10 protein-coding genes are annotated in these 13108 nt (G+C 61.4%); 9 read left to right on the top strand and 1 reads right to left on the bottom strand.

Features of this window, described 5'->3' with window-relative positions; all coding sequences use genetic code 11:
* Positions 1-98 precede the first annotated feature (98 nt).
* Both argE and argA read left to right on the top strand, forming a co-directional pair.
* Positions 99-1256, top strand: a complete 1158-nt coding sequence (gene argE / locus LOY54_RS26300) for an acetylornithine deacetylase (protein ID WP_258608561.1) — start codon at positions 99-101, stop codon at positions 1254-1256.
* Between the two features lie 115 nt (positions 1257-1371).
* Positions 1372-2670, top strand: a complete 1299-nt coding sequence (gene argA / locus LOY54_RS26295) for an amino-acid N-acetyltransferase (protein WP_195885279.1) — start codon at positions 1372-1374, stop codon at positions 2668-2670.
* Positions 2671-2761: 91 nt separating this feature from the next.
* On the opposite strand, the gene LOY54_RS26290 is transcribed toward argA, so the two are convergent.
* Positions 2762-4138, bottom strand: coding sequence for a glutamine synthetase family protein (locus tag LOY54_RS26290; RefSeq protein ID WP_045201104.1), 1377 nt, complete (start codon positions 4136-4138; stop codon positions 2762-2764).
* Positions 4139-4743: 605 nt separating this feature from the next.
* On the opposite strand from LOY54_RS26290, the gene LOY54_RS26285 reads away from it, so the two are divergent.
* The 7 genes from LOY54_RS26285 to LOY54_RS26255 all read left to right on the top strand — a co-directional run bounded on the left by LOY54_RS26285 (position 4744) and on the right by LOY54_RS26255 (position 13038).
* The gene (locus tag LOY54_RS26285) at positions 4744-6102 is read left to right on the top strand and encodes a glutamine synthetase family protein (protein ID WP_045201108.1); all 1359 of its coding nucleotides are present in this window, start codon (positions 4744-4746) and stop codon (positions 6100-6102) included.
* A gap of 47 nt (positions 6103-6149) precedes the next feature.
* Entirely contained in the window at positions 6150-7508 is a 1359-nt protein-coding gene (locus LOY54_RS26280; protein ID WP_093378291.1) for an aspartate aminotransferase family protein, read from the top strand.
* A gap of 169 nt (positions 7509-7677) precedes the next feature.
* On the top strand, positions 7678-8775 hold the full coding sequence (locus tag LOY54_RS26275) for a polyamine ABC transporter substrate-binding protein (RefSeq protein ID WP_258608559.1): 1098 nt from the start codon (positions 7678-7680) through the stop codon (positions 8773-8775).
* 162 nt (positions 8776-8937) lie between these two features.
* Positions 8938-10032: a polyamine ABC transporter substrate-binding protein gene (locus LOY54_RS26270; protein WP_093378296.1), complete on the top strand. Its 1095-nt coding sequence runs from the start codon at positions 8938-8940 to the stop codon at positions 10030-10032.
* Positions 10033-10091: 59 nt separating this feature from the next.
* On the top strand, positions 10092-11234 hold the full coding sequence (gene potA, locus LOY54_RS26265; protein ID WP_045201117.1) for a polyamine ABC transporter ATP-binding protein: 1143 nt from the start codon (positions 10092-10094) through the stop codon (positions 11232-11234).
* Positions 11231-12151, top strand: coding sequence for an ABC transporter permease subunit (locus LOY54_RS26260; RefSeq protein ID WP_093378301.1), 921 nt, complete (start codon positions 11231-11233; stop codon positions 12149-12151). Before potA ends, LOY54_RS26260 begins: the two co-directional genes overlap by 4 nt.
* On the top strand, positions 12148-13038 hold the full coding sequence (locus tag LOY54_RS26255) for an ABC transporter permease subunit (RefSeq protein WP_010221198.1): 891 nt from the start codon (positions 12148-12150) through the stop codon (positions 13036-13038). Before LOY54_RS26260 ends, LOY54_RS26255 begins: the two co-directional genes overlap by 4 nt.
* Positions 13039-13108 lie beyond the last annotated feature (70 nt).

Raw genomic sequence — 13108 nt, 5'->3', positions numbered from 1 at the left:
GGAGCGTCTTGGGGGTGCAGTGTACAGGAGTCGGCTCGCGGCGGTTTATTCCCGGTGCCGGATGGCCCTATGATGAGCTTCGCCCAAGGAGAAAGCGCATGCCGTTGCCATCGCTCAAAGAGCAGTTCGCCGCCCTGATCGCCGCGCCATCGGTCAGTTGTACCCAGCCGTCGCTGGATCAGTCCAACCGTGCGGTGATCGACCTGCTGGCCGGCTGGCTGGGGGACCTGGGTTTTGCCTGTGACATTCAGCAGGTGACCCCGGGCAAGTACAACCTGCTGGCGAGCTACGGCAGCGGCCCGGGCGGCCTGGTGCTGGCCGGGCACAGCGATACCGTGCCGTATGATCCCGAGCTGTGGCAGACCGACCCGCTCAAGCTGACCGAGGTCGACGGCCGCTGGGTGGGCCTGGGCAGTTGCGACATGAAGGGCTTCTTCGCCCTGATCATCGAGGCCGTGCAGCCGCTGCTGACGCATGACTTCAAGCAGCCATTGTTGATTCTCGCCACCTGTGACGAAGAGAGCTCGATGGCCGGCGCCCGCGCCCTGGCCGAGGCCGGCCGGCCGCTGGGCCGTGCGGCGGTGATCGGCGAGCCGACCGGGCTCAAGCCGATCCGCCTGCACAAAGGGGTGATGATGGAGCGCATCGACATTCTTGGGCGCAGTGGCCATTCGTCCGATCCGAGCCTGGGCCATAGCGCACTGGAGGCCATGCACCAGGTGATGGGCGAGCTGATGAACCTGCGCCGGCAGTGGCAGCGTGAATACAGCAATGCCCAGTTCAGCGTGCCGCAACCGACGATGAACTTCGGCTGCATCCACGGCGGCGACAACCCCAACCGCATCTGCGGGCAGTGCGCCCTGGAGTTCGACCTGCGCCCGCTGCCGGGCATGGACCCTGAAGTACTGCGCAACGCCATCCGGCACAAACTGGCGCCGCTGGCCGAGCAGCATCAGGTGCGCATCGACTACGCGCCGCTGTTCCCCGAGGTACCGCCGTTCGAGCAGGCCGCCGATGCGGAACTGGTACGGGTCGCCGAACGTCTTACCGGCCATCGCGCCGAAGCGGTAGCCTTTGGCACCGAAGCGCCTTATCTTCAGCGCCTGGGTTGCGAGACCCTGGTACTGGGCCCCGGCGACATCGCCTGCGCCCACCAGCCGGGCGAATACCTTGAAATGTCACGCTTGCAGCCTACCGTGCGTCTATTGCGTGAGTTGATCGAACATTATTGCCTCAGCCCGGTAATTGCCCGCTGAGCTGAACCGTTTTGCAGAGGAGATTGCGCGTGACGCCAAGCCTGTTCCGACGATAACCCTTCGAGCGCTGTGTGCTTTCCCGTTCTTGTCCCTATTTTCTACAGGCTCTCCGGTTATGCCCGAATACGTCAATTGGCTGCGTCATGCTTCGCCTTACATCAACGCCCACCGCGACTGCACCTTTGTGGTCATGCTGCCCGGTGACGGCGTCGAGCACCCCAACTTCGGCAATATCGTTCACGACCTGGTGCTGTTGCACAGCCTTGGCGTGCGCCTGGTGCTGGTCCACGGCTCGCGCCCGCAGATCGAAAGCCGCCTGGCGGCCCGCGGCCTGACCCCGCACTACCACCGCGGCATGCGCATCACCGATGCGGCGACGCTTGAATGCGTGATCGATGCCGTCGGCCACTTGCGCATCGCCATCGAGGCGCGCCTGTCGATGGACATGGCCGCCTCGCCGATGCAGGGCTCACGCCTGCGCGTGGCTGCCGGCAACCTGGTTACCGCGCGGCCGATTGGCGTGGTCGAAGGCGTTGATTACCACCACACCGGCGAAGTGCGCCGGGTCGACCGCAAAGGTATCAATCGCCTGCTCGACGAGCGCTCTATCGTCCTGCTTTCGCCTTTGGGCTATTCGCCCACCGGCGAGATCTTCAACCTCGCCTGTGAAGACGTCGCCACTCGCGCCGCGATTGAACTGAATGCTGACAAGCTGCTGCTGTTCGGCGCCGAGCGCGGCCTGCTTGATGAACAGGGCCGGCTGGTGCGCGAACTGCGCCCCCAGCAAGTGCCGGCGCACCTGCAGCGCCTGGGCAGCGACTACCAGGGCGAGCTGCTTGATGCCGCCGCCGAAGCCTGCCGGGGCGGTGTGGCGCGCAGTCATATCGTCAGCTATGGCGAAGATGGCGCCTTGCTCACCGAGCTGTTCACCCGCGATGGTGGTGGCACCCTGGTGGCCCAGGAGCAGTTCGAGAAGGTACGCGAGGCGGCGATCGAGGATGTCGGCGGCTTGCTCGACCTGATCAGCCCGCTGGAGGAGCAGGGCATTCTCGTGCGCCGTTCGCGTGAGGTGCTGGAGCGTGAGATCGAGCAGTTCAGTGTGGTCGAGCGCGAGGGCATGATCATCGCCTGTGCGGCGCTGTACCCGATTGCCGATTCCGAAGCGGGCGAGCTGGCGTGCCTGGCGGTCAACCCGGAGTATCGCCACGGCGGTCGCGGTGACGAGTTGCTGGAACGGATCGAGACGCGGGCGCGGGAGATGGGGCTCAACACGCTGTTTGTGCTAACAACGCGGACAGCGCACTGGTTCCGCGAACGCGGCTTTGTGCCTAGCGGCGTCGAGCGGCTGCCGGCGGCGCGGGCATCGCTGTACAACTATCAGCGCAATTCGAAGATCTTCGAAAAAGCGCTGTAAAGCATCGCGGGTCAAGCCCGCTCCCACAGAAGATATTTGTGGGAGCGGCGGTGCGGCGACCCGACTTGACCCGCGATAAGGCCCTCAAGCATCAAACGGTATGCAGATACCAGTTGTACTCGAGGTCGGAGATGGAGTGTTCGAACTCCTCCAGCTCGCTCTCTTTACAGGCCACGAAGATATCGATGTATTTCGGATCGATGTACCTGGCCAGGATCTCGCTGTCGTCCAGCTCGCGCAGGGCATCACGCAGGTTGTTTGGCAGGCTCTGCTCGTTCTGCTCGTAGGAGTTGCCTTCAACCGGCTCGCCCGGGTCGACCTTGTTGGTCAGGCCATGGTGAACACCGGCCAGTACAGCGGCCATCAGTAGGTACGGGTTGGCGTCGGCACCGGCTACGCGGTGTTCGATGCGCACGGCGTCCGGGGTGCCGGTCGGTACGCGCAGAGCCACGGTACGGTTGTCCAGGCCCCAGCTTGGCGAATTCGGCACGTAGAACTGGGCACCAAAACGGCGGTACGAGTTGACGTTCGGGCACAGGAACGCCATCGACGCCGGTAGGGTCTCGAGCACACCGCCGATCGCGTGACGCAGTGCGGCGTTCTGCTCGGGATCCTCGCTGGTGAAGATGTTCTTGCCATCTTTGTCCAGCACCGAGATATGGACATGCAGACCATTACCCGCCTGGCCCGGGTAGGGCTTGGCCATGAAGGTGGTGTCCATTTCATGGTCGTAGGCAATGTTCTTGATCAGGCGCTTGAGCAGTACCGCGTAGTCGCAGGCCTTCATCGGGTCGGCAACGTGGTGCAGGTTGACTTCGAACTGTGCCGGGGCGCTTTCCTTGACGATGGCGTCAGCCGGAATGCCTTGTTCCTTGGCACCCTCGAGGATGTCCTGGAGGCAGTCGACGTATTCGTCGAGGTCGTCGATCAGGTAGACCTGGGTCGAGATCGGGCGTTTGCCGGAGATCGGCGAGCGCGGCGGTTGCGGGCGGCCGTTCACGTTCTCCTGGTCGATCAGGTAGAACTCAAGCTCGAATGCGGCGCAGATGGTCAGGCCCAGCTCGTCGAACTTGCTCACGACCTGGCGCAGGACTTCCCGCGGGTCAGCGAAGAACGGTTCGCCTTCGAGCTCGTGCATGGTCATCAGCAGTTGCGCGGTCGGGCGCTTTTGCCAGGGCTCGTTGGACAGGGTGTCCGGGATTGGATAGCAGATGCGGTCGGCATCGCCGATGTCCAGGCCAAGGCCGGTGCTTTCGACGGTCGAGCCGTTGATATCCAGGGCGAAGAGGGAGGCCGGCAGGTTGATGCCTTTCTCGTAAACCTTGTGGAGGCTGGTGCGCTCGATGCGCTTGCCGCGCACCACACCATTCATATCTGCAATCAGAAGGTCAACGTAGAGAACCTCAGGATGTTCCTTAAGGAACGCGTTCGCTTCGTTAAGCTGAACGGCACGCGGGGGTACCGACATGATGCAACACCTTTGTTGTTAAAAATATCAATCAATGGGGGCTTGCAGGTTCAGTCAATCGGAAAGCCTTGCTGAAGTCAAGCCAGCCCCATGATGCCCTAAAATGGCCCTCAAGCGGCATTTTTGCTGCAATTGGGGGCGCCGACAAGGGCTGCTTTCGTACGGTAACGGCGATCTTGAGCGGGCCGTGTTCTATTTTTTACGGGGGTGTTGTGTAAAAAAATGAACAAGGCTAAGCTCGGTGGCAACCCATAACACCAATAATACCGGGGGTTACATGTCACGCCTGCCGACAACCGGCATCATCGCCCGCCGTTCGCAGAACGGTTTGCACGCATTCCTCGCGGGTGGCTTGCGCCCTGCGCCAGCACCTTGCGCCCCGGCTGAAATAATTGACGGCCCAGGCGTCCTGCCTGCTGTCGACGCTACTTCGAATGACCTCTGCCATCACTATAGCGGGCTCGTCAGCCTTGCGGGAACTGCCCGTTGCGGCCTCCCTGCGCCTGACTTTTGCTTTAGCCCCGTGGGGCATCCAGAATGTCTGGGACGGCCCACTCCGGGTCACGTCCTGACGTCAGTCCAGACATTTACCTCCTGAGGTATTTATGAGTAGCAACCTCGACCAGCTCACCGATTGGTTGAAAGAACACAAGATCACCGAAGTCGAGTGCCTGATCAGCGACCTCACCGGTATCACCCGCGGCAAGATCTCGCCGACCAACAAGTTCATCGCCGAAAAAGGCATGCGCCTGCCCGAGAGCGTGTTGCTGCAGACCGTGACCGGCGACTATGTCGATGACGACATCTATTACGAACTGCTCGACCCGGCCGACATCGACATGATCTGCCGCCCCGACGAGAACGCGGTGTTTCTCGTGCCCTGGGCCATCGAGCCGACCGCCCAGGTGATCCACGACACCTACGACAAGCAGGGCAACCCGGTCGAGCTGTCGCCGCGCAACGTGCTCAAGAAGGTTTTGAAGCTCTACGCCGACAAGGGCTGGCAGCCGATCGTGGCGCCAGAGATGGAGTTCTACCTGACCAAGCGCTGCGAAGACCCGGACTTCCCCCTGCAGCCGCCGATTGGCCGCTCCGGGCGCCCGGAAACCGGTCGCCAGTCCTTCTCTATTGAAGCGGCCAACGAATTCGACCCGCTGTTCGAGGACGTCTACGACTGGTGCGAGCTGCAGAACCTGGACCTCGACACGCTGATCCACGAAGACGGCACGGCGCAGATGGAAATCAACTTCCGTCACGGGAATGCCTTGTCGCTGGCCGACCAGATCCTGGTGTTCAAGCGCACCATGCGCGAGGCTGCGCTCAAGCACAACGTCGCCGCCACCTTCATGGCCAAGCCGATGACCGGCGAGCCGGGCAGCGCCATGCACCTGCACCAGAGCATCATCGACGTGCACACCGGCAAGAACATCTTCTCGGACGAAGACGGGCGCATGAGCGAGCTGTTCCTCAACCACGTCGGCGGCCTGCAGAAGTTCATCCCGGTGGTGCTGCCGCTGTTCGCCCCCAACGTCAACTCGTTCCGTCGCTTCCTGCCCGACACCTCGGCGCCGGTGAACGTCGAGTGGGGCGAAGAGAACCGTACCGTCGGCCTGCGCGTACCGGATGCCGGCCCGCAGAACCGCCGGGTCGAGAACCGCCTGCCAGGCGCCGACGCCAACCCCTACCTGGCGATCGCCGCCAGCCTGCTGTGCGGTTTCATCGGCATGGTCGAAGGCATCAAGCCGAGCGCGCCGGTACAGGGTCGTGGTTACGAGCGGCGCAACCTGCGCCTGCCGCTGACCATCGAGGACGCCCTCGAGCGCATGGAAAACTGCAAGGCCCTGGAACCCTACCTGGGCAAGAAATTCATTACCGGCTACGTCGCCACCAAACGCGCCGAGCATGAAAACTTCAAACGCGTAATCAGCTCCTGGGAACGTGAGTTCCTGCTGTTTGCGGTCTGATCAACCCGGAGCCGCAGGACCGCGGCCGTCAACAAACGGAGAAGCACATGAGCGTCAACAACCCGCAAACCCGTGAGTGGCAAACCCTTAGCAGTGAGCATCACCTGGCACCTTTCAGTGACTATCAACAGCTGAAAGAGAAGGGGCCGCGGATCATCACCAAAGCCGAGGGCGTGCACCTGTGGGACAGCGAGGGCAACAAAATCCTCGATGGCATGGCGGGCCTGTGGTGCGTGGCGGTCGGTTATGGCCGTGAAGAGCTGGTTGAAGTGGCCGCCAAGCAGATGCGCGAGCTGCCGTACTACAACCTGTTCTTCCAGACTGCCCACCCACCGGCACTGGAGCTGGCCAAGGCGGTTACCGCCGTGGCGCCCAAGGGCATGACCCATGTGTTCTTCACCGGTTCCGGTTCTGAAGGCAACGACACCAACCTGCGCATGGTCCGCCATTACTGGGCGCTCAAGGGCAAGCCGCAGAAACAGGTGATCATTGGCCGTATCAATGGCTATCACGGCTCCACCGTGGCCGGCGCCGCCCTGGGCGGCATGAGCGGCATGCATGCCCAGGGTGGCACGCTGCCGGGCATCGAGCACATCCCGCAGCCATACTGGTTCGGTGAGGGCGGCGACATGACCCCGGACGAGTTCGGGGTCTGGGCTGCCGAGCAGCTGGAAAAGAAAATCCTCGAAGTCGGCGAAGACAAGGTCGCCGCCTTTATTGCCGAGCCGATCCAGGGCGCCGGCGGGGTGATCATTCCGCCAGAAACCTACTGGCCGAAGATCAAGGAGATCCTCGCCAAGTACGACATCCTGTTCATTGCCGACGAAGTGATCTGTGGCTTCGGTCGCACTGGCGAGTGGTTCGGTTCCGATTACTACGACCTCAAGCCCGACCTGATGACCATCGCCAAGGGCCTGACCTCCGGTTACATCCCCATGGGCGGTGTGATCGTGCGTGACGAAGTGGCCAAGGTGCTTAGCCAAGGCGGCGACTTCAACCACGGCTTCACCTACTCCGGCCACCCGGTGGCGGCGGCGGTAGGCCTGGAAAACCTGCGGATTCTGCGCGACGAGAAGATCATCGAGCGGGTTCAGGCCGAAACGGCACCGTATTTGCAGAAACGTCTGCGTGAGCTCAACGATCACCCGCTGGTGGGCGAAGTGCGTGGCCTGGGCATGCTCGGTGCCATCGAACTGGTCAAGGACAAGGCCACCCGTGCCCGTTACGAAGGCCAGGGTGCCGGCATGATCTGCCGCCAGTTCTGCTTCGACAACGGCCTGATCATGCGCGCCGTGGGCGACACCATGATCATTGCGCCGCCGCTGGTGATCAGCCACGCCGAGATCGACGAGCTGGTGGAAAAGGCGCGCAAATGCCTGGACCTGACGCTCGAAGCGCTGAAATAGCCAGGTGCTAGGCTAGCGTAATGGCATCAATGGGTTTCAAGGCGCCTCTGTTGTTGAAAGAGCGCCTTGTAACTTGCCAGACTAGCGGCTGTTTCAGTCGCTCGGAGCTTGCGCCGAATAAGCCGGCCGCTGAACAGATGGCTAAATAAAAAATTCTGGAGCATTACGCATGAAGAAATTGGGCAAGACGTTGTTGGCCGTGTCCCTGATGGGCGCCATGGCCAGTGCTGTTCAGGCGGATGACAAAGTACTGCACGTCTATAACTGGTCCGACTACATCGCACCAGACACCGTCGCCAAGTTCGAGAAACAGTCCGGTATCAAGGTCGTCTACGACGTCTTCGACAGCAACGAAACCCTCGAGGCCAAGTTGCTGGCAGGCAAGTCCGGTTACGACGTGGTGGTACCGTCGAACAACTTCCTGGCCAAGCAGATCAAGGCTGGCGTCTATCAGGAGCTGGACAAGTCCAAACTGCCAAACTGGAAGAACCTCGACGAAGACCTGCTCAAGGCCGTTGGCGATGCCAGCGACCCGGGCAACAAGCATGCGTTCCCGTACATGTGGGGCTCCATCGGCATCGGCTACAACCCGGAGAAGGTCAAGGCGGCGCTGGGCGTCGACAAGATCGATTCCTGGGACGTGGTGTTCAAGCCTGAAAACATCGCCAAGCTCAAGAGCTGCGGCGTGAGCTTCCTCGATGCCCCGACCGAAATGATCCCGGCGGCGCTGCATTACCTGGGCAAGCCGACCAACAGCACGAAAAAAGAAGACCTCAAAGCCGCCGAAGACCTGTTCCTCAGCGTGCGTCCTTCGATCGGCTACTTCCACTCCTCCAAGTACATCTCGGACCTGGCCAACGGCAACATCTGCGTGGCCGTAGGTTATTCGGGTGACCTGGAGCAGTCCAAGGCACGTGCCCACGAAGCCGGCGACAAGGTCAAGCTCGACTACATCATTCCGAAAGAAGGCGCCGGTACCTTCTACGACATGGTTGCCATCCCTAAAGATGCCGTCAACGTCGAAGCCGCCTACAAGTTCATGGATTTCCTGATGCAGCCGGAAATCATGGCCGAGATCACCAATGCCGTCCGTTTCCCGAACGGCAACAAGGCGGCCACCGCACTGGTGGACAAGGACATCTCGGGCGATCCGAGCATCTACCCACCGGCTGATGTGAAGAAGCAGCTGTACGCAATTGCTGACCCGGGTGCCAAGGCCCAGCGCGAAATCACGCGCAGCTGGACCAAGATCAAGTCGGGCAAGTAACAGCGGTTACCTCCCTGGGCGCGGTGTAAATCCCGCCCGGGGAGCATGAAAGCACAAATTTTTTTGCGGCATGAGTGCATCGAAGGTAAGTTGCGCGCCGGTTTGCTTATCCGGCAGGTATTTCTGCCGTTTGCCACGGGCACATTTGTGAGGACCTCCCACTTGTCTATTTCTGTATTTCGCAAGGCCATGTTGGCTGGAGCGGGTCTGACGCTGGCGATCAGCGTCCAAGCGGCGCCCACGGTGCACATTTATAACTGGTCCGACTACATCGGTCAGACCACCCTCGCGGACTTCGAAAAAGCCACTGGCATCAAGCCGGTGCAAGATGTCTTCGACTCCAACGAAACCCTGGAAGGCAAACTGCTGGCCGGTCGCACCGGCTATGACGTGGTGGTGCCGTCCAACCATTTCCTCGGCAAGCAGATCAAGGCAGGCGCGTTCCAGAAGCTCGACAAGGCGCTGCTGCCAAACTATGCGAACCTCGACCCGGCGCTGATGAAGCGCCTGGAAAAGAACGACCCGGGCAACCAGTACGCCGTCCCCTACCTGTGGGGCACCAATGGCATCGGCTATAACGTCGACAAGGTCAAGGCGGCGCTGGGTACCGACAAGATCGATTCCTGGGCCGTGCTGCTCGAGCCGGAGAACATCAAGAAGCTCTCCAAGTGCGGAGTCGCGTTCCTCGACTCGGCCGACGAGATGCTCCCGGCGGTGCTCAATTACATGGGGCGCGACCCCAACAGCACCAACCCCAAGGACTACGCCGACGCCGAGAAGAAGCTGCTGGCCGTGCGTCCCTACGTGACCTACTTCCACTCCTCCAAGTACATCTCCGACCTTGCCAACGGCGACATCTGCGTGGCTGCCGGTTTCTCCGGCGATGTATTCCAGGCCAAGTCCCGCGCCGAAGAAGCCGGCAAGGGCGTCAAGGTGGCCTATGCGATTCCCAAGGAAGGCGGCAACCTCTGGTTCGACATGCTGGCGATCCCCAAGGACTCCAAGAATGTCAAAGAGGCCCATGCCTTCATCAACTATTTGCTGCAGCCTGAGGTAATTGCCCAGGTCAGTGATTACGTCGGTTACGCCAACCCGAACCCCAAGGCTGGCGATCTGATGGACCAGAGCGTGCGAACCGACGCAGCGGTTTACCCACCGCAAGAAGTGCTGGACAAGTTGTACGTCAACTCCGAGCTGCCTCCCAAGGTGCAACGGTTGATGACCCGTAGCTGGACCAAGGTCAAGTCGGGCAAGTAAAAATCCAGGGTCCGTCACGGCAGGGGCGGACGCAAAAAATCTTGTTGGGAGTTTCACAAATGGCAGTTGCCTCCGGTGCCTATAAGAAAGCCCTCGAGGGCGACCAGCAACCTAAACAGGTGCTGGTCAAAATCGACCGGGTCACGAAAAAGTTCGACGAAACGGTCGCCGTGGACGATGTGTCCCTGGAAATCAAGAAGGGCGAGATCTTCGCCCTGCTCGGTGGTTCCGGTTCGGGCAAATCCACCTTGCTGCGCATGCTCGCCGGCTTCGAACGGCCCACCGAAGGGCGCATCTTCCTCGATGGCGTAGACATCACCGATATGCCGCCCTACGAGCGGCCGATCAACATGATGTTCCAGTCGTACGCATTGTTCCCGCACATGACCGTGGCGCAGAACATCGCCTTCGGCCTGCAGCAGGACCGCATGCCCAGGTCCGAGATCGACGCCCGCGTGGCCGAGATGCTCAAGCTGGTGCACATGACCCAGTACGCCAAGCGCAAGCCGCACCAGCTCTCCGGTGGCCAGCGTCAGCGTGTGGCCCTGGCCCGTTCGCTGGCCAAGCGGCCGAAACTGCTGCTGCTCGATGAGCCGATGGGCGCGCTGGACAAGAAGCTGCGCTCGCAGATGCAACTGGAGCTGGTGGAGATCATCGAGCGGGTCGGCGTGACCTGTGTGATGGTAACCCACGATCAGGAAGAGGCCATGACCATGGCCCAGCGCATCGCCATCATGCACCTGGGCTGGATTGCCCAGATCGGCAGCCCGATCGACATCTATGAAACCCCGACCAGCCGCCTGGTTTGCGAGTTCATCGGCAACGTCAACCTGTTCGAAGGCGAAGTGGTCGACGATGCCGAAGGCCACGCGGTGATCGCCAGCCCCGAGCTTGAGCGCAAGATCTACGTCGGCCACGGTGTCACCACTTCGGTGGAAGACAAGCGCATCACCTACGCCCTGCGCCCGGAAAAACTGCTGGTGACCACCGAGCAGCCGACCTGCGAGCACAACTGGTCGCGCGGCAAGGTCCACGACATCGCCTACCTGGGTGGCCATTCGGTGTTCTACGTCGAGCTGCCTGGCGGCAAGATTGTCCAGTCGTTCGTTGCCAACGCCGAGCGCCAGGGCACCCGGCCGACCTGGGACGACCAGGTCTACGTCTGGTGGGAGGATGACAGCGGCGTGGTACTGCGCTCATGAACGCCCGCAAGCTCAAGCGAGCCTTCAACCGAATAAAGCCCGAGGGGCGCCATGTGGTGATCGGCGTGCCGTTCATCTGGCTGTTCCTGTTCTTCATGCTGCCGTTCTTCATCGTTCTGAAGATCAGCTTCGCCGAAGCCGACGTGGCGATCCCGCCGTACACCGAGATCTACAGCTACGTCGAAGACAAGGTGCAGCTGGTGCTCAACCTGGCCAACTATGGCCTGTTGACCGAAGACGAACTGTACATCTCGGCGTACCTGGGGTCGTTGAAGATGGCCTTCGTCAGCACGCTGCTGTGCCTGCTGATCGGCTATCCGATGGCCTACGCCATCGCCAACGCCCGCAAGGAAACCCAGACGGTACTGTTGCTGCTGATCATGATGCCGACCTGGACCGCAATCCTGATCCGTGTCTATGCCTGGATGGGCATCCTCAGCAACAATGGCCTGCTCAACGCCCTGCTGCTGTGGCTGGGCTGGATCGATCAGCCGTTGCAGATCCTCAACACCAACCTTGCGGTGTATATCGGCGTGGTCTATTCGTACCTGCCGTTCATGATCCTGCCGCTCTACGCCAACCTGGTGAAGCATGACCAGAGCCTGCTTGAAGCCGCTTCGGACCTGGGTTCGAGCACCTTCAACAGCTTCTGGAAAATCACCGTGCCGCTGTCGAAGAACGGCATCATCGCCGGCTGCATGCTGGTGTTCATTCCGGTGGTGGGCGAGTTCGTCATTCCTGAGCTGCTTGGCGGCCCGGAAACCCTGATGATCGGTAAAGTGCTCTGGCAAGAGTTCTTCAACAACCGTGACTGGCCGGTGGCCTCTGCCCTGGCGGTAGTGATGCTGGCGATCCTGATCGTACCGATCCTGCTCTTCAACCGTAGTCAGGCCAAAGAGATGGAGGGCAGGGCATGAAGCGTTTCAGTTTCTCCAAATTGATGTTGGTCCTGGGCCTGCTGTTCATCTACCTGCCCATGCTGATCCTGGTGATCTACTCGTTCAACGCCTCCAAGCTGGTGACGGTGTGGGGCGGCTGGTCGGTGAAGTGGTACGTCGGCCTGCTCGACAACACCCAGTTGATGGGCTCGGTGATGCGCTCACTGGAGATCGCCTGCTACACCGCGATCGCCGCCGTGGCGCTGGGCACCCTGGCCGCCTTCGTGCTGACCCGGGTTACCCGCTTCAAGGGCCGCACGCTGTTCGGTGGCCTGGTTACCGCACCGTTGGTAATGCCCGAGGTGATCACCGGTCTGTCGCTGTTGCTGCTGTTCGTGGCCATGGCGCAGATGATCGGCTGGCCGCAGGAGCGTGGCATCGTCACCATCTGGATCGCCCACACCACCTTCTGCGCAGCCTATGTGGCGGTAGTGGTATCGGCGCGCCTGCGTGAGCTGGACCTGTCGATCGAAGAAGCGGCCATGGACCTCGGTGCCCGGCCGTGGAAGGTGTTCTTCCTGATCACCATCCCGATGATCGCACCGTCGCTGGCAGCGGGCGGGATGATGTCCTTTGCCCTGTCGCTGGACGACCTGGTACTGGCCAGCTTCGTCTCCGGCCCGGGTTCGACCACCCTGCCGATGGAAGTCTTCTCTGCCGTGCGTCTGGGCGTGAAGCCGGAAATCAACGCCGTGGCCAGCCTGATCCTGCTCAGCGTGTCGCTGGTGACCTTCATGGTCTGGTACTTCAGCCGTCAGGCCGAAGAGCGTCGCCGTCGGGCGATCCAGCAGGCTATCGAAGAAAGCGCTGCCGACTCGTGGAAACAACCGGACGTGCGTCGCGCGCCGGCGCCGGTTTCGGCGTGATCTGAAACCCTTCGCGGGGCAAGCCCGCTCCTACAAATGGGTAGGAGCGGGCTTGCCCCGCGATTGGTTT

The sequence above is a fragment of the Pseudomonas sp. B21-032 genome (genome assembly GCF_024748965.1).
Classification (GTDB): Bacteria; Pseudomonadota; Gammaproteobacteria; order Pseudomonadales; family Pseudomonadaceae; genus Aquipseudomonas.
This window is presented reverse-complemented; position numbering and strand designations above follow the sequence as displayed.